Source organism: Paenibacillus luteus (genome assembly GCF_006542765.1).
Taxonomy (GTDB): domain Bacteria; phylum Bacillota; class Bacilli; order Paenibacillales; family Paenibacillaceae; genus Pristimantibacillus; species Pristimantibacillus luteus.
In genome coordinates this window covers 248243-266618 of record NZ_SKCD01000033.1, presented here as the reverse complement: position 1 = coordinate 266618, position 18376 = coordinate 248243, and the positions used below count along the sequence as shown (strand labels likewise).

Below are 18376 nucleotides of genomic sequence, written 5' to 3'. Positions count from 1 at the left end.
TTAATCATAGCATATCCGCACATTTGTTCGCCAGAACTAGCCTCCACGTCTACCGCTACTCTGAAAGAACTGTTGACGTGGAGGCCCTTTGCGACAGGGAAGCACAAAATAACCGTACCAACGAAAAAAGCGCATTCCGCTTTATCGCCGGTACGGTTATTGGTTTAAATCTTACTTGTCAAATGGAGATTTGAAGCCTCTCTCCAGCTTGTCAATCGCTGCAGCCACCCGATTGGCACGTGTTTCCGTACGCTTCGCATCGGTAATCCATTTCATAAAGTCCCGGCGCTTAGCCGCAGTCAAGCTGCCGCGAAAAAAAAGCTCTGCCCCAGCAGATGCCTGCAAAGCGGCTGCAAAGTCTTCCGGCAACTCTAGCTCCACGGCTGCGGTTGAAGCTGTCCGCGGCTTAGAGTCGGTCCTTCCGGCTGCCGCCTCTGAAGAGGAACGGCGACTAGCTCCGCTTTTAGCCGTTCCGGCTGGACGATAACGCATGGATGACCAAGTGTCATCCAACGCTACCATCGCAACGCCTTCCACGCCAAACGTCAGCATGAGCCTCCAGCCCGTATCCCGGTTCAGATCCGTCTTTATTTTGGACGACCCCTTCGGATACGTAATCCATAACAAGCCATCAGGCTTCAAAGCCTGTATAACTGCGGGTGCAAGCTCTGCAAGCTCAGATAAATTCATAACGAACAGCAGCGCGAAATCATAAAGGCTGTCAGCCTCGATAACCGATGCATCCGACGTTAATCCAAGCTCCGTCAAATAATGCTCAGAAGGCGGATTGAGTACGAGCGCCTTCATATCCGGCGCCAATCTCAGCTTTTTGACAAGCCCCTCGTTCACAGCTCGATGCCGCCAGAGACAAGAAGGTCATTGACAACGACGCTGACCATAATCAGACCAGCGACAGGCGGAACAAACGCATTGCTCGCTGGAGGCTGCTTGGCCTTACGAATTTCCGGCGCATTGGCCGGCACAATCTTCTTGGTTACATCCTCGCGAGGTTTCATTGGAAGCTCCGTCGAGAACACGACCTTAACGCCGCGCTTGATGCCTTCCTTGCGCAGCTTTGTCCGAATGACACGCGCCAAAGGATCGGTATGTGTCTTGGAAATGTCTACAACCTGGAATTTCGTTGGGTCCATCTTGTTCGCTGCACCCATACTCGAAATAATCGGGATTTTACGCTCCAAGCATTGTTTGATTAAATGAATCTTATAGGAAATCGTATCGGATGCATCAACGACGTAATCAAGCGGATATTCAAAAAATTGCTCAAACGTCTCCTCCGTATAAAACATACGCAAGGCTATGACATCGCACTCCGGGTTGATCAGCTTGATTCGCTCGCGCATCAGCTCTGCTTTCGGCTGGCCGACCGTTGTCGTCAGCGCATGGATCTGGCGGTTGACGTTCGTAATATCGACTACGTCCTTGTCAACCAGGATGATACGGCCAATGCCGGTGCGCGCAAGCGCCTCCGCGGCAATTCCGCCGACGCCGCCAATGCCGAGCACGGCAACCGTGCTCCCCTTCATTTGCGCTAACCCCTCTGGCCCAATAGCCAGCTCCGTACGAGAAAATTGGTGAAGCATCTGGCTGCCGCCTCCTTAGCGTTGTTTCCTTATTTATCTGTTGCTTCTGCCGCTGAAACTGCCGCTGCAGGTGCAGGCTTAGGCTTAATGACCGTGCGGATATGCAATTGCTCCAGCTGCGAAAGCTCAACCTCGGAAGGTGCATCGCTGAGCAGATCCGTCGCGTTTGCTGTTTTCGGGAACGCAATCGTCTCGCGCAGGTTCGTACGGCCTGTCAATAGCATAACAAGACGGTCGAAACCAAACGCAATGCCGCCATGCGGAGGCGTTCCGTATTCGAATGCATCAAGCAAGAAGCCAAATTTCTCTTGCGCCTCTTCCTTGTTGAAGCCAAGCGCCTTGAACATTTGCTCTTGCACTTCACGCTTGTAAATCCGCATCGAACCGCCGCCAACCTCATAACCATTCAGAACAAGATCGTACGCTTGAGCGCGAATTTGACCTGGATCTGTATCGAAAAAATGAAGGTCTTCTTCGTTCGGACGCGTGAACGGATGGTGCTCGGCTACATAACGCTTCGCATCCTCATCCCATCCAAGCAGTGGGAAGTCTACAACCCAAGCAAATTTGAACTTGGACTCATCGATCAGGCCAAGATCCTTACCGAGCTTCGAGCGAAGGTTGCCAAGAACGTCTGCAACGACTTTTTTCTTGTCTGCAGAGAAAGTAAGCAAATCCCCGTCTTCAACTTCAAGACGCTCGGTCAGCAAAGCAATCTCTTCCGGCTTCAGGAACTTCACAATTGGACCGCGCCATTCCCCGTCCTTCACCGTAATCCAAGCAAGGCCTTTACCGCCGTAGCGTGCCGCGAACGGCTGCAGGTCGTCGAGCTCCTTGCGGCTCCAGCTTGCGCAGCCCTTAGCGTTGAGCGCTTTAACTACGCCGCCTCCAGCAGCTACGCTTGCGAATACTTTCACATCGCTTGTGGATACGATATCGGTAATGTCCTTGATCTCAAGGCCAAAGCGAAGGTCCGGTTTGTCTGAGCCGTATTTGTTCATTGCGTCTGCGTAAGTGATGCGTTGGAACGGAAGCTCCAGTTCTACGCCTACTGTATCTTTAAGCAGTTTAGCCGTAAGCTCTTCCATCAAAGCAAGCAATTGATCTTGCGATAAGAAGGAAGTCTCGATGTCGACTTGCGTAAATTCCGGCTGACGGTCTGAACGAAGATCCTCATCGCGGAAACAGCGGGCAATCTGGTAGTAGCGCTCAATACCCGCAACCATCAACAGCTGTTTGAAGATTTGTGGTGATTGCGGCAATGCGAAGAACTCGCCTTCATGCACGCGGCTCGGTACCAAATAATCACGCGCGCCTTCTGGTGTGCTTTTCGTCAGAATCGGTGTTTCAACGTCAATAAAGCCTTCTCCGTCAAGGAAATCACGGAACACTTTAGCTGCTTTCGAGCGAAGGAACAACGTTTTTTGCATTTCCGGACGACGAAGGTCCAGGTAACGGTATTTCAAGCGAAGCGACTCATCCACTTCAACACCGTCTTCAATCGGGAACGGAGGCGTTTTTGCTGCGTTCATTACTTCGATTTTCGTTACGCGAACTTCAATCTCGCCTGTTGCGAGGTTTGCATTGTACGTTTCAGCATCGCGTTCTACAACTGTACCTTGAATAGCCAGAACGAATTCATTGCGCGCACGGTCAGCAATAGCTAGCGCATCGCCGGAGAAATCCGGGTTGAATACCGTTTGTACGATTCCTGAACGGTCACGCAAATCAATAAAGAGTACGCCCCCAAGATCGCGGCGGCGCTGTACCCAGCCGTTTAGAATAACAGATTGACCAACGTCCGCTTTCGTTAAGCGGCCGCAGTGATGTGTTTTTAACAACATTGTTTTCATGCTCCTCTATTAGTTAGATTTAATTATGGGATAAATATTAACCGCTGATTTCATCGGCAAGCTTATCAAGCGCAACTACGCGCTGCTCGCCTTTCGTCATGTCTTTGAGTGCGATTTCTCCGCGTTCCAGCTCATCGTCACCAAGGATCGCCGTATAACGCGCCTGAAGACGGTCTGCGGACTTCATCTGGGCTTTCATCTTACGGCCTAGATAGTCGCGTTCCGCGCGAATGCCGCGCTGTCTGAGCTGGTAAACGAGCTTCGTCACCTCACGCTCAGCGGCTTCGCCCAGTGCAACCACGTACACGTCGATTCGATTAAAAACAGGCAGTTCTGTTTCTTGATGCTGAAGCAGTAGAATCGTTCTTTCAAGTCCAAGTCCTAGGCCTACACCAGGCTGATCCGGACCGCCAATTTCCGAGACAAGCCCGTTATAGCGGCCGCCCCCGCCTACGGTATCAATGGTGCCGATTCCTTCAGCCTTGTACTCAAATGCGGTATGGGTATAATAATCAAGTCCGCGGACGAGCCGGTGGTTGATTTCATACGGGATGCCCATATCGGTCAAATACATTTTCACCTTGTCAAAATGGATCTGGCATTCCTCGTCCAAGCTGTCGAGAATCGAAGGCGCATCTGTAAAATGCTCCTGGTCGACCTTGCAGTCGAGCACGCGGAGCGGATTACGGTCCATCCGCGATTGGCAGTCCTTACAGAGCAGCTCGCGCTTCGGCTCAAGAAAAGCCAACAAGCGCTCGCGGAATACCGCACGTACTGCCGGAGTTCCTACGGAGTTAATCTCTACGCGTACGCCCTTTAGGCCAACCTCCGTATAAAACGTGTATCCAAGCGCGATAACCTCGGCGTCGATTGCAGGGTCAACCGAGCCAATCGCCTCGACACCGAACTGATGCAGCTGGCGGTAACGTCCTGCTTGCGGACGCTCATACCGGAACATCGGTCCGATGTAATACAGCTTGGATACGTCAGGCTCTCCGTACAGCTTGTTCTCCACGTAAGACCTTACCACACCTGCCGTTCCTTCGGGACGCAGCGTGAGGCTGCGGTTGCCACGATCCGTGAAGGTGTACATTTCTTTCTCGACAATGTCGGTCGTCTCGCCTACACCGCGCTGGAACAGCTCAGTGGACTCGAAGATCGGCGTGCGGATCTCGCGGAAGTTGTAGCGCTGGCAAATATCCCGAGCCTTCTGCTCGACAAACTGCCATCTCTCCACCGCGCCGGGCAAAATATCCTGCGTGCCCGGCATTTTCTGAAATGCCATTGAATACCCCTCCTGCCCCGTCATCATTCATTTAAACTTCGGTAAACGCAAAAAACTCCCGTTCCTAATAGCTTGCGCCAAAAGGGACGAGAGTGTATCTCCCGTGGTACCACCCACATTTCGAGCCTGCATCCGATGCATGAGCCCGCTCCAAGACGGTTAACGTCCGTCATCCGCAATCCGGCTACTACTCGTCATCCGCAGGCCTATTGCCTGCTTCCTACAGTGGTTCACCGTTTGTTCTCCGGGAGGTCTGTTCATTCTGCCGATATAAGGACGCTTGCAGCCAAGTGGCGTCCCTCTCTGGGTATAGCGCGTAGAATTACTTTATCCCATCATTGAATCGTTATTTAAAAACTAACATACTGAGAATTAATTTTACCTGTCCGAATGGTTAAAGTCAAGGCCAAACTAAACCCCACAGTAAGTCCAAACAAATGGACAGAAAAAAACCTACAAAACCAGTTTGTAGGTCCAAAAGTAAAATATATTTTTAAAAAGGGGGTCGAGGTTTATTATAGGTTAATGATGTTAAAAGAAAGTTAGAGATTGATTACAGTAATGTTACAATTTCGAAAGCGTTTTTACGTATGGTTTGGAAACAACAAAAATTGAGCCTTTAAGAAGCTAAAAACCGCCCGGGCTGTTTGCGCGGACGGTGCTTTCTTGCTTCAGTCAATGGCCGGCATGGTCTCGGCGGGGCGGCTGTGGAAAACCGATCCACTCCTCCGCTGCCTCCATATCCTCCTCCAGCTCGGCAAATACCTTGGCCTCTCTGCGATCCGGATGCAGCAGCCTTCTGGAAGCACGTTCGATGCCTTGCTCCTTGCGAGATTGGTGCATGTGCGGCATTCCCCCAATATAGCATTTTGCCAGCGCAATATTCCTTGCTCTTTAGTGGCTTCCTGTATATTGTTTCCCCACATGCGATGGCTTAAGCACCGCTCTCCAAAATTAACGTTACCGGTCCGTCATTTACAAGCTCAACTTCCATCATGGCCCCGAAACGTCCCGTTTCCACTACGAGGCCCAACGCGCGAAGAGCAGAATTGAATTGATCGTAAAGCAGCTCTGCCTGTTCCGGCCTGGCTGCGCTCATAAAGTTGGGGCGCCTGCCTTTGCGGCAATCGCCATATAACGTAAACTGTGATACCGATAGAAGCTGACCGCCAATATCGATTACAGAATGATTCATTTTGCCTGACTCGTCTTCAAAAATTCTAAGATTAGCTACTTTGTCCGCCATCCACTTAACGTCTGCTTCGGTATCGTCATGGGTAATCCCGACCAGCAGCACAAGTCCGAAATCGATAACGCCTACAGGATCGCCGGCAACGACAACCTTTGCCTGTTTACTGCGCTGTACAACTACCTTCACTGCCTCGTACCTCCGATATTTATTTCACCCGCTGCGACAACAAAACGAAGCGGCTATTGCATAATCCGCTGAACGGAATAAATTTCCTGCACGCGCTTTATTTTCTCTACCACTGCGTTCAAATGTTCAATATTGCGAATCAGCACGGTAATATGAATTAAAGCCATTTTATTTTTCACCGTACGGCCGGTTACAGCCGAAATGTTCGTTTTGCTCTCGGATACCGCCTGAAGCACCTCGTTCAGAAGTCCTCTGCGGTCCCCGCCCGTTATTTCGATGTCCACGCTGTAATTCGCCTCGATGGAGCCTTCCCACTCCACCTCGATAACGCGTTCGCCTTCTTCCCCTTGCTCGCCGAACGGAATGTTTTGGCAGTCCATCCGATGAACGGAAACGCCGCGGCCACGAGTAATATAGCCGACAATCGAGTCACCTGGCACAGGATTGCAGCAGCGTGCGAACCTGACAAGCAGGTTGTCGATCCCTTTTACGGTTACGCCCTGATTCGGCCTCGTCTTCCGGTTGCCATGCGATTTGATTTCCTTCACTTCACTAGTCAGCTCCAGCTGGTTAGCGAGTTCTGCTTCCTTGCGCATCTTCTCTGTAAGCTTAGTGCAAATCTGCGCCGCCGTAATGCCTCCAAAGCCAATCGCAGACATCATATCTTCGATATCATTAAAAGCGAACTTCGCAGCGGCTTCCAGCAATTTGTCGTCCTGCAACCATGCCGAAGGCTCTAGGCCAAGCCGCTTCAGCTCACGCTCAAGCATATCCTTCCCTTTGGCCACGTTCTCCTCGCGGCGTTCCTTCTTGAACCATTGGCGTATTTTGCTGCGCGCGTGAGAGGATTGAGCAATTTTCACCCAGTCCTGACTAGGTCCATAGGAATGCTTAGATGTTAAAATTTCGACAATGTCGCCCGTTTTCAGCTTATGGTCAAGCGGAACGATTCGTCCGTTCAGCTTGGCGCCGATCGTCCGGTTGCCTACCTCCGTATGGATGCGGTATGCAAAATCTAGCGGTACGGAGCCAGCGGGCAGCTCGATGACCTCTCCGCTTGGTGTAAAGACGAATACAAGATCGGCAAAAAAGTCCATTTTGAGCGATTCCATGAACTCAGATGCATCCCGCGCCTCGTGCTGAAGCTCCAAAATTTCACGGAACCAAGACATCTTATCCTCGAAGTTGCCTCCTGGGACGAGTGAACCCTCTTTGTAGGCCCAGTGGGCCGCAATACCGTACTCCGAAGTACGGTGCATTTCCCACGTACGGATCTGAACCTCCGTCGGCTCTCCATTAGGTCCGATAACCGTCGTATGCAGCGACTGGTACATGTTCGCTTTCGGCATCGCGATATAGTCTTTGAAGCGGCCCGGCATCGGCTTCCATAACGTATGAATAATGCCTAGCGTGGCATAACAATCCTTAATATTATCAACAATGATGCGAATCGCCAGCAAATCATAGATTTCTGTAAACTGCTTGTTGCGATCGGTCATTTTCTTGTAAATGCTGTATAAATGCTTGGGACGACCAGAAATATCGCCCTCAATTCCCATTTCCTCAAGCTTCTCCGTAATGCGGGAAATGACATCGTGAATAAACTGTTCCCGCTCCGCACGCTTCTTCTTCATCAGATTGGCGATCCGGTAATACTGCTGCGGATTCAAATACCGAAGCGCAATATCTTCCATTTCCCACTTGATCGCGGAAATACCGAGACGATGCGCGATCGGGCAAAAAATTTCTAGCGTTTCGTAAGCAATTCGCCGCTGTGCTTCCTCAGATTGAAACTTGAGTGTGCGCATATTATGCAGACGATCAGCTAATTTAATTAAAATAACGCGAATGTCCTGGGCCATCGCGACAAACATTTTACGGTAATTTTCGTTCTGCTGCTCTTCCTTGGAACGAAATTGAATTTTTTCGAGTTTCGTAAGTCCATCTACAAGCATCGCGCAGGTTTCGCCAAATTTTGCGCGAACCGTCTGCAAATCAACAGTTGTATCCTCAACGACATCATGAAGCAATGCTGCAATAATCGACAGCACGTCCATTTGCATATCCACAAGTATATCAGCAACGGCTACGGGATGAAGGATATAAGGCTCTCCCGATTTCCGTACTTGTCCGTGATGGGCTTGCTCCGCAAAGTCATAGGCTTCCTGGATGCGTATAAGGTCCTGCTCTTTCATATAGGCGGATGCCTTCTCGAGTAAATGCTCAATGCCCATGAAACGTCCCTTTCTGTTTACACTCCTGGCAGATCCCATTCATGCGTTTTCCGAGTTTTTATAATATTATGCCTGTAATAGCAGTACCTCGTCAACTACTGAACACCTTCTATTATAAAATAAAACCGCCTCCCCTTTCTCGCATTGCGCGATTAAGGGGACTAGCGGTCCGTTTTGACAGGTTTTTATGCTGTTTCTTTATTCGTAAGTCATAATGGAGAAAACGTCAATTCCATCAAGCTTCTCGCGCCCTTGCAAGTAGTTCAGCTCAATTAGGAATGCTGCGCCGACAACTTCTCCGCCAAGCTGGCGAATCAGATTAATTGAAGTGGCGATGGTCCCTCCTGTTGCGAGCAAATCATCTGCAATCAGAACTCGTTGTCCTGGTGAGATTGCATCTTTGTGCATAGCCAGCTGATCGTTTCCGTATTCAAGGTCGTAATTAGCTGTGATCGTCTCACCCGGCAGCTTGCCGCTTTTGCGAATAGGAGCGAAACCTACGCCAAGCGCTAGAGCAAGCGGAGCGCCGACAACGAAGCCACGGGCTTCCGGTCCAGCAATAACATCAATTTCCATGTGCTGTACAGCTGCGCGCATTTCTTCGATTACCGCGCGGTAAGCTCCCCCATCCTTCAGGAGTGTCGTAATATCCTTGAAACGGATACCTGGCTGCGGGAAATCTGGAATAACCCGGATGTAATCTTTGAAGTTGTATTGTGTGTTAGACACGTACTGTCAACCCTTTCCATTTCAACATTATCATTATGATTTTGCACTTGCCACAGACAGTTGTGATGCTTCGAATTGCTGCTTTGCTTCTATGTAACGTGCCGATGCGGCCAAATCCCGTTTCTGAGGCGAAGCGGCAGCAATCATCATTCCGTTACTTCGTTCAATAAACTGAAGCTCTTCAAATACATCAAGCATGAGCTCAACCGTCTCTAAGGATAACCCAGTTTGCTTGGATAATCGAGTACAGATTCCTTCCAATGGCGCTTCGCCAAGCAGTTTAAGCTGCTGATACACTTTTCCAAAGTGCTCTCGACCAGGAAACTCCGATGCCAAAGGGTCGAAATGGATATCATGCAGTTGGAGCTGCGGCTTGCGCTGGCCATTCCATTCATTAACCGACAATTCGCCGATAATGTCAATTTTGCTGCCCGGCTTCAGCTGATCCGTTAGCATTCCCATGTTGAAAGCAATGCCATCGAGCAATTTTCGTCCGCTGCCTAAGGACAGCTTCAGATGCTTTGATTCTTTGCCTATGCTCCGGCGGTCTGCTAGTACCGCTTGCTGAAACATTAATCTCGGAGAAGGATTTCCCATACCGAAAGGCTCCAGTTGCGAAAGCTCATTAATCGTTTCGAGAGTCGCTTCGTCCACGGAACAGACAAGATCGACAGCTGTTTTAGGAACCCAGTCATCTGCGGAAAGCCACTCCAAAGCAAGCGCGCTAAGACGCTCCTCGAATGCCGGCAAGCGATCGCGATGTAGGCTCATGCCTGCTGCCGCCTGATGCCCGCCATAATGATCTAGAAGCTCGTCACAGGCGGTAAGCGCAGCGTGAAGATCAAAACCTTCAATAGAGCGGGCAGATCCCTTGCACATTCCCGATTGTGCATCAATGCCGAGTATGATGACAGGTTTATAATTACGCTCGAGCAGCTTCGAGGCCACAATGCCTATGACACCGACATTCCAGCCCTCTGCTGCCAGTACAATTACAGCTGGCGAAGGCTGGCCTGCCTGCTCTGCCGATTCACATTTGTTCTTCCACTGCTGCTCGGCTTCTTTCACAATGCTCTCCACAACGCGCTGTCTTTCCTTGTTCAAGCTATCGAGTCCAATAGCTGCCAATATCGCATTGTCGTAGTCCTCTGTTGTAAGCAGCTCTACTGCTCGTTTGGCATGATCAAGTCTTCCAGCTGCATTTACACGAGGTGCCATGCCAAAGGCTATATTAGATGCCGTGAGGTTCTCCAGCTCAATGCCTCCTGCCTCCGCCAAAGCGCGAAAACCTGTGCTCGCGTGATTACGCATTCGTTCAAGTCCATATCTCACAAAAATGCGGTTCTCATCCTTAAGTGGCATTAAATCCGCTATTGTTCCTAAGCTGACAATATCCGCCCATTCGAGCGGCGGACGCTCAAGAAGCGCCTGCGCTAGCTTAAAAGCAACCCCCACGCCCGCCAATCCTTTAAACGGATAAGTACATCCTGCCTGCTTTGGATTCACTATCGCACATGCGCTAGGAATTTGTTCTGGCGGTTCATGGTGATCGGTCACGACAACATCGATGCCTAATTCCTTCGCATACTCAATTTCCTGAACCGCACTGATTCCGGTATCTACCGTAACAATTAAGCGGATACCTTCTTCTGCTGCGAGCTCGATCGCTTTCTTATTTAGCCCATAGCCTTCCAAAGCCCGATGAGGAATATAATAGTCAAAATGATAATCTAGGGTGCGGAATAAATGCACTAAAAGCGATGTACTCGAAACGCCATCGGCATCATAATCGCCATAGATTCTAATTTTCTCCTTGTTTACAGCTGCCCGTTGTATTCGCTCAACGGCTTCCTTCATTCCCAGAAGGAGATAAGGGTCATGGAAATGCTCTTGCCCCCCTCGCAGGAAGCGTTCCGCCGATTCCGCGTCACCGAAGCCACGCTGCACAAGCAGTCTGGCAACAAGCGGGGACACCTTTAAATGCAACGCTAGTTGTTTTGACTTGTCTTCATCGTCCTTAGACCATGGCGCAACAGCCCATCTTGTCTTCCTTTGAATCATAATGCTTTCTCCTTTCCTGCTGTTTGCAGAGCTCTATTGCAGCAGTGTCGGCATATGCTCCTGATTAGGATCATGATTGGACTTATACGGATAACCGGGATCGTAAGGCTCAACATAAATGGATACATCCGTGACGTGTATAAAACGTTTCATTACGAGCTGTTTTACCCGCTTTGCAATCTCTTGCCCTTCAAGTACCGAAATTCGCGGATTAACGCTAATGACGATTTCTGCAATCACGTAATGACCATGCTCTTTGGCACGTAGAGACTGGACGGTAACTACACCTTCTACACGCTGAGCAAGCTGCATCAGCTCATCAGGATTATCTTCGATTGCTTCATTCTTGCTTTCTTTCTTTACCAAAATGCTAACCATGCGGTACCCGCTAATAACAACGATAATGGCAATCACGATTGCTGCTGCCGGATCAAAATAATAGAGCGCAGGAACAGACAGCATTTTTCCGAAAATAGCGCCGCTCGCGCCAATTAAAGCTGCCGCTGAGCAACAAAGCCCCATCATTCTCTCCTTTGATGGAAAAAAAAGCTGCTGCAATAGTAGAGAAAGGGCAATCGCTGCAACAGCACTCCAATGCGGGGCGCTATTGACACCATTTGCAATATCCCTTACAGCGGAAATGCCAATTTCAAGCCCAATGATGAGAAGGACGACAGACAATAAAATTGTCGTCGCCGCTTCCCCTTTCGTATTTTCAGCATCCGCCTGAGCGTTTGGCCTTACTGCTTTACGCTGATAGCTTGCTCTTAAGCCAGATATTGTAGCAACACCCGCCGCCGCCTCCGCAGCTGTTCGAAATGCATCTGCCAGCAGCGCCTTGCTTCCTGACAACCAACCTACCGCGCCTTTGAATAGTGCCAGCAGCATGTTCCCCCATAAGCCAGTCAAACTTGCGGACTCAGCCTTTGCATATCGCTGTGTGGTTGACATTTTTACCTCCTACAAGGTTTTGCGAATGCAAAACCTACTTCGTAAGCATGTGCTTCTACTTCTCAACTGATTATGCCGTTGTTTTAACGACAGCTTTTGGCTTTTGTTTTCCTTTAAGAAGCAGCCAGAGCGGGCTCGCAATACAAATGGATGAGTAAGCTCCGCTTGTCAGACCGATGATTTTTGCAAGGGCGAAAAGCTTGATCGACTCGCTTCCGAAAATGAACAAACATACAGCAACAACGAGTACTGCGAGTACCGTATAAATATTACGTGCCATCGTCTGCCAAATACTTGCGTTTACCATCTCAGCGAGCTGATCGCGGTTTTTAAATTGGCCGAACCGAAGATTTTCACGAATCCGGTCAAAAATAACGATCTTATCATTAATCGAATAGCCGATTGTTGTTAACACAGCCGCGATGAAGGGCAGATCCACTTCCAAACGGAAAATCGAGAATAACGCGATAACAACGAAGGCATCATATAAAATCGCAATGTTCGCCGCAACTGCAAAACGCCACTCAAAACGAATCATTACATAGATCATAATCGCGACGCTAGCAATCAATATCGCCCAAATCGTCTTAATGCCAAGCTCCTGTGCCATATCTGGTGAAACCACATTGACCTCGGCCGAAACCTGGTCACCGTATTTAGCCTTGAAGCCGTCTTGAATTTCAACGATCTTCGCTTGCGTGAGTACTTCGTCAAAACGAATGGATACCCGTTCATTGCCTGTTCCGCCTACGGTTGGCGTGATGCCATCAATCCCCGTATCCACCAGGATCTGCTTGGCCTCCTGCTGTGTTGCTTCCTTGCCTACCAATAGATCCATATTTGTACCCGCTTTGAAGTCAACCCCGAAGTTCAAGCTGAAAAAAAGCAAGGACAAGATACCCACTACAGTCAACACAATCGAGAACAGAAAGAACTTATTGCGGTTGCCTATAAAATCATAACGAATTTTTGTTTTAAAGTTCACGGATTTCTGCCTCCTTTACGCCGTAGTAGCTAGGTTTTGTGAATAGATTACTTTTGATCAGCAGCATAATTAAGAATCGTGACAAGAAGATGTTCGTCAGCATACTAACGAGGATACTGAAAATCATCGTTAGTGCAAAGCCGCGAATCGCACCATTACCAATGTAATACAATACGGCACTTGCAATGATGTTCGTAATATTCGCATCCATAATTGTGCGGAACGAGTTTTTCGAGCCTGCCTTCAAGGAGGACAGCAAGCTCTTGCCACTGCGAATTTCCTCTTTGATCCGCTCATACATAATGATATTGGCATCGACAGCCATCCCGATCCCGAGCACAAAGGCCGCTATACCAGGAAGGGTGAGAGTCGCATTCATTAAATTGAAAACTACGATCAAAAGCCACGTATAAGTAATGACCGTAATACCCGCAACAATTCCGGGAATACGGAACAAAATAACAAGGAATACCAAAATGATAACTGTTCCGATAATACCTGCTTCAACGGTGTCTTTCAAGGACGCAAGACCAAGCTTCGCGCCTACGCTTTGCGTATATTTTTCAGTAAGCTTCAGTGGAAGAGCGCCGAGATTGATCATATTGGCTAGATCTTTAGCTTCATCTGCTGTGTAATTACCAGAGATTTGTGCTGATCCGCCCGTAATTGGGAAGTTGACGGATGGCTTGGACAGCTCTTTATCATCCAGATAAATCGCAAGGTATTGACCAGTTAGACGAGTCGTAATTTCTTCGAATTTTTTGGCATCCTTCAGCTCAATGGTAACAAACGGTTTGCTTAGGTTATCGTAGCCGATACCTGCTCCGTTTTGCTTGAAGTCACTGCCGTCAAGCTCGATTTTCCCGTCCGGCCCGCGGAACGTCAAATTGATTGGTTTTGCGAGAATGTTTCTTACTTCATCCTCATTAGCAACGCCAGCAAGGCGCAATCGAATCCGGTTAGTGCCTTCAGTCGTAATTTCCGGCTCTACAATGCCGAGTTCATCGATCCGTGATTCCAAGCTTCTTGCAGTTTCCTTCAATGATTCCGGTGTAACGGCTTCTCCGCCTTCTAGCGGCGACGCTTCGTACAATACCTCAAATCCGCCTTTTAAATCCAGGCCTAGCCTAACATCTTTTACTAGCGATGGGCTTGTCCAAGCGATAACGCCAAACATAATGACTACGATCGCAAGGAAGGCAAAAATTCTCTTCCCGAACATACGTCTAAATCCCCCTTATGATCTCAATATTCCTATTATACAGATGCGGCAAAATCGAGTCAAAAAAAAACAATAAAAAAGAACCCACTGGTTAGAACTGGGTTCCTTTATATGCACTAATGGTCATGAAATTCATAAATTTCATAACCTTAAGCGATAAAATGTCATTCACTAATGCGTGGAGCTCGGGCTGGCCTGTTTTGTTGTATTTCTCGCTTACGCATTCCCACACCTCTTGCCCCGTTACATGCTCATAGCCAATGAGATGAAATTCCTCTGCCTTGCTGTTGCAAAGCTCTTCAATCACCCGGACTAACTCTTCGTCTGCCATACGGCGCCTCCTACAAGCATATGCCCTCATACGTTTTTGACGTTAAGGTAATCTTTCGCCCATTTGTATTTTGTAAGTATTCGCTACGTTATCCGCATATTCCTGCCGGCTTATCCCTTATTCCTAAAATGACTGACATGGAACCGGACATGCTGCGCATAAACATGTTAATACAAGCCTGTCTACTAGCTTCGTCCTTCTATCGGGACAGGAGCATATTCGTAATTATATGAAAGAGAAGAGGGTATTTTATTATGACGAAGGAAACGAAGCAAACCTTTATAAAGGGCGCTATGATTCTGCTTGCCGCTGGTATAATCAACAGGCTGCTCGGCTTCGTGCCGCGGATCGCTCTTCCGCGCATTATTGGCGCCGAAGGCGTTGGCATCTACCAACTTAGTTATCCATTTCTTACGGTTATGCTGACGATCATTACAGGAGGCATCCCCCTTGCGGTCGCAAAATGGATTGCGGAGGCCGATTCCGAAGGTGATTCCGCACGCGTCAAGTACATTTTCCGAACAGCCATGGGACTTGTCGCCGTACTCGGTGTCCTAATGACAGCCGTTATGCTGCTCGGCGCAAAATGGATCACTTCCCACATTCTGCCAGATGCGCGCGTATACCAGACTTTTTTGGTCATGACGCCGATGCTGATGATCATAGGAATATCCTCCGTCTACCGGGGTTACTTTCAAGGGAAACAGAATATGATTCCTACTGCAGTGTCCCAAATTGTAGAGACCGTATTGCGTATCATTGCTTCTCTTTCTTTTGCTTATCTATTCCTTCCATACGGATTGGAATGGGCAGCTGCTGGTGCGATGCTGGGTGCCGTCGTTGGGGAAATTGGCGGTTTTGCCGTGTTGATTTGGAAGTATTACCGTGATAAATATTTGAACAAAAAAGATTCTTCAATTACACCAGACCAGGATTCATCCAAGAATTTTCCAGTGCTGCGAAAGCTGCTTACCTTATCTATACCAGTCACTGGCAGCCGAATGATTGGTTCCTTCTCTTATTTGCTCGAATCGATTCTTACCGCTAGAAGCCTCGCAGCTGCTGGTATCGCCACTGGAATTGCAACAGCACAATATGGCGCATTACAGGGGATGATTGTACCGCTGCTGCTGCTTCCAACCGCTCTCACCTATTCGCTTGCCGTATCGCTTGTTCCATCCCTATCGGAAGCCGCAGCACGAGGCGATCATTCCTTAATTCATAAGCGGCTGCATCAATCCATGAGACTTGCCTTAGTCTCAGGGGCACCTTTTGTTGTAGTCATGTCCTTATTCGCTGAGCCCATCTGTCGACTCCTGTATGCCCATGCTGAGATCGCACCTATGCTGCAACTCATTGCTCCAGTAGGCATCTTTATATATTTGCAAGCACCGCTTCAAGCTGCCCTGCAAGCTCTGAATAAACCAGGCACCGCACTTATTAATACGCTTATTGGTGCAATCGTGAAGCTTTTTCTGATCGTAAAGCTCGCTTCCGATCCTGATTTTGGCATTTATGGCGCTTTGATTGCCATCAATGTGAATATTGTGCTTGTTACTGTACTGCATGGCATTAGCGTTCTTCGTTTCATCGGCTTTCACATGAAGTTTGCTGATTTCATTAAAGTAGGCACGGCCATGGTCATCATGGGAGCTGCTGCCCAATTTACAATGAATCAGAATCCGCTGCCAGCCGAGTGGATCAATCTTATCGTGGCTTCTGCCGCCAGCACTCTCGTTTATTTAATGCTCATGGTTGTTATGAAAATTATTGATCGCCATGACTTGGAACGCATTCCCTTATTCGGAGGCTGGTTTAAATAGTCACAGAAGCAAACAATACAAAACCACGAAAAGAAAGGCAACGCCCTTTCTTTATCGTGGTTTTTTTTCAATCATATCTACAAACAATTTGCCTTTATGATCAATAGTACAGAAGAACACGTCTTTAAAATCCGTAACTCCTTTTTCCTGTAGCACATTTTTAAGCCAAAATCTCGTTTTCTCCAGCTTCTCCAGATTTCCATCCTGCACCTTGCCATCCATGATTAACGGAATAGGCAAGATTTCAAAACGGTATTTAGAAGGAATTATTTTCGTTTGATTGTATGCTTTCAAGTGGCCATTTTCACTTGCACTATTTTTGCCCTGCTCTTCACCCTCTTGATCATCCGCAGCAGAATTTTCTTTCGGAATGACAGAAAGCTTTCCACTTGTCTCCAAAATAGCAAATTCCACATCCGATACAGCACTAATTTTATTTTCTCTTAGCTGCAGCATTAAATCATCCAAATTGTAGCGCTGCTTGCGCATTACATCACTGTTTAACTTTCCTTTGTCGATGATAACGCTGGGCTTGCCATCAAACAGTAATCTCAGCCTTCTGCTCTTCATTGTCATATAGGCACTGCCCACCTGGATAAGCAATAGGATGACCATTGGCATAATGCCGCTCCACATGGATCGCTCCATATCTTCAATGACAATAACCGCAATTTCCGCAATCATGACCGAAATCACTAAATCGAATACGGATAACTTCCCGATCTCGCGTTTTCCCATAAAGCGCATGATCAGAAACACAACGAAATAAATGATCACTGTCCGGATTAACAGGCTCCAAAATTCCAAAGGAAACCGCCTCCTCGACTTTTCATACGAGCTGAAGTCAGTCTCGTTTGTCCGTACAGCTATTCTGACCTACGTGCAATCACATCATACTTAACCGCATTACACGAATATATGGCAATCCCGCAAGACTGTACACGATTAAAGAAATGTGTATCAATAATTGTACTATTCCGGCAAGCTTGACCATATGGATAAGTAATACGTACCTTTTGTTGGGGGGAATTTGATGAGTTCCGTGAAACAAGCTCCTAAACCGCCTTTAATCGCTTCACCTTTACTTGCAGGCGTTCTTTTCTCAATCATTTGGTTAGCAATTGGCGCCTTGCTTCTCTCCCTGCTTTTGCACTTTACTAACATGAAGGAAAGCAGCTTAGCTACCAATGCCCTTTTAATTCATGGTTTTGCGTCGCTGGCGGGTGGCTTTACAACTGGCCGCCGTTCGGAGAGCAAAGGCTGGTACAATGGCGCTATCCTTGGACTATTGTATGGGGCAGCCGTCATTTTGATCAGTTTTCTGGCATCGAATGCCCCGATCTCGCTTCACAGCGCTGTCGTTCTTGGCGCCGCTCTTCTCACAGGCGCCTTCGGTGGCATGATTGGCGTCAATATGAAAAAATAACAGCAGGGACAAGCAAAAACGCCTTCGGCGTCCTTTAAACGCTGAAGTAGCTTTGACGGTGAAATATAAGCCCTTTATAAGCTAACAAACTTATAAATTCTTATATTTTAACAAAAAAACACAAAGAAAGCGGCTGACATGTTAACATGTCAGCCGCTTTCTTTGAAATTATTTCTCTAAATCAACCGCCGCTGGTGCGGAGTTGATAATTGTATTGATTGCGCTGCGCTCGAATGTCATTTTAGTTGTGTCGTTGACACGAAGAACAACCGTATCGTCACTCAGCTCAACGACCGTACCATGCAATCCACCAATGGTTGAAATTTTGTCGCCTTTTTTCAACTGACCAAGCATGGAAGTACGCTGCTTTTGTTTCTTTTGCTGCGGACGAATAAGCAAGAAATAAAACACCGCGAACATAAGCACAAAAGGCCAAATCATCTGTAGGATATTTGTTGATCCTGCTTCACCTGCTGCTTGCAACATCGAAATCCCTC

At 48.1% G+C, this 18376-nt stretch carries 17 protein-coding genes; 2 read left to right on the top strand and 15 right to left on the bottom strand.

All coding sequences use genetic code 11. The features are described 5' to 3' along the window. Nucleotides 1-171: 171 nt before the first annotated feature. The 13 genes from E0496_RS23410 to E0496_RS23355 form a co-directional block, all read right to left on the bottom strand. Nucleotides 172-849 (bottom strand): YdeI/OmpD-associated family protein, encoded by a 678-nt coding sequence (locus E0496_RS23410; protein ID WP_141504184.1) that lies wholly within the window; start codon nt 847-849, stop codon nt 172-174. Next, on the bottom strand, nt 846-1601 hold the full coding sequence (locus E0496_RS23405) for a tRNA threonylcarbamoyladenosine dehydratase (protein ID WP_141504183.1): 756 nt from the start codon (nt 1599-1601) through the stop codon (nt 846-848). The genes E0496_RS23410 and E0496_RS23405 overlap by 4 nt, the downstream gene beginning before the upstream one ends. Nucleotides 1602-1630: 29 nt before the next feature. Beyond that, a complete protein-coding gene (aspS, locus tag E0496_RS23400) occupies nt 1631-3445 on the bottom strand; it encodes an aspartate--tRNA ligase (RefSeq protein WP_141504182.1) in 1815 nt (604 codons plus the stop codon). 46 nt (nt 3446-3491) lie between these two features. Continuing rightward, nucleotides 3492-4739 (bottom strand): histidine--tRNA ligase, encoded by a 1248-nt coding sequence (gene hisS, locus E0496_RS23395; protein ID WP_141504181.1) that lies wholly within the window; start codon nt 4737-4739, stop codon nt 3492-3494. Between the two features lie 675 nt (nt 4740-5414). Then, entirely contained in the window at nt 5415-5582 is a 168-nt protein-coding gene (locus E0496_RS35915) for a hypothetical protein (RefSeq protein ID WP_175598110.1), read from the bottom strand. A 91-nt stretch (nt 5583-5673) separates the two neighbouring features. Next, entirely contained in the window at nt 5674-6117 is a 444-nt protein-coding gene (gene dtd, locus E0496_RS23390; RefSeq protein ID WP_141504180.1) for a D-aminoacyl-tRNA deacylase, read from the bottom strand. 53 nt (nt 6118-6170) lie between these two features. Then, nucleotides 6171-8351: a RelA/SpoT family protein gene (locus tag E0496_RS23385; RefSeq protein ID WP_141504179.1), complete on the bottom strand. Its 2181-nt coding sequence runs from the start codon at nt 8349-8351 to the stop codon at nt 6171-6173. Nucleotides 8352-8549: 198 nt separating this feature from the next. After that, complete coding sequence (locus E0496_RS23380) at nt 8550-9080, bottom strand: adenine phosphoribosyltransferase (protein WP_139990948.1); 531 nt, start codon at nt 9078-9080, stop codon at nt 8550-8552. A gap of 33 nt (nt 9081-9113) precedes the next feature. After that, nucleotides 9114-11141, bottom strand: a complete 2028-nt coding sequence (gene recJ / locus E0496_RS23375; protein WP_141504178.1) for a single-stranded-DNA-specific exonuclease RecJ — start codon at nt 11139-11141, stop codon at nt 9114-9116. Nucleotides 11142-11174: 33 nt separating this feature from the next. Continuing rightward, complete coding sequence (locus E0496_RS23370) at nt 11175-12092, bottom strand: cation diffusion facilitator family transporter (protein ID WP_141504177.1); 918 nt, start codon at nt 12090-12092, stop codon at nt 11175-11177. Nucleotides 12093-12162: 70 nt separating this feature from the next. Then, on the bottom strand, nt 12163-13077 hold the full coding sequence (secF, locus tag E0496_RS23365) for a protein translocase subunit SecF (protein WP_141504176.1): 915 nt from the start codon (nt 13075-13077) through the stop codon (nt 12163-12165). Beyond that, a complete protein-coding gene (gene secD, locus E0496_RS23360) occupies nt 13067-14299 on the bottom strand; it encodes a protein translocase subunit SecD (RefSeq protein ID WP_141504175.1) in 1233 nt (410 codons plus the stop codon). The genes secF and secD overlap by 11 nt, the downstream gene beginning before the upstream one ends. 91 nt (nt 14300-14390) lie before the next feature. Then, the gene (locus E0496_RS23355) at nt 14391-14630 is read right to left on the bottom strand and encodes a post-transcriptional regulator (RefSeq protein ID WP_141504174.1); all 240 of its coding nucleotides are present in this window, start codon (nt 14628-14630) and stop codon (nt 14391-14393) included. Nucleotides 14631-14884: 254 nt separating this feature from the next. Here E0496_RS23355 and spoVB point away from each other — a divergent pair, with 254 nt between their 5' ends. After that, nucleotides 14885-16453 (top strand): stage V sporulation protein B, encoded by a 1569-nt coding sequence (spoVB, locus tag E0496_RS23350; protein WP_141504173.1) that lies wholly within the window; start codon nt 14885-14887, stop codon nt 16451-16453. Nucleotides 16454-16504: 51 nt separating this feature from the next. Here spoVB and E0496_RS23345 read toward each other — a convergent pair whose 3' ends face one another. Continuing rightward, nucleotides 16505-17260, bottom strand: coding sequence for a YetF domain-containing protein (locus E0496_RS23345; protein ID WP_141504172.1), 756 nt, complete (start codon nt 17258-17260; stop codon nt 16505-16507). Between the two features lie 226 nt (nt 17261-17486). Between E0496_RS23345 and E0496_RS23340 the strand changes: the two genes are divergently transcribed. Next, on the top strand, nt 17487-17879 hold the full coding sequence (locus E0496_RS23340) for a TIGR04086 family membrane protein (protein ID WP_141504171.1): 393 nt from the start codon (nt 17487-17489) through the stop codon (nt 17877-17879). Between the two features lie 168 nt (nt 17880-18047). Here E0496_RS23340 and yajC read toward each other — a convergent pair whose 3' ends face one another. Continuing rightward, nucleotides 18048-18365, bottom strand: a complete 318-nt coding sequence (gene yajC / locus E0496_RS23335) for a preprotein translocase subunit YajC (protein WP_141504170.1) — start codon at nt 18363-18365, stop codon at nt 18048-18050. Nucleotides 18366-18376: the final 11 nt, after the last annotated feature.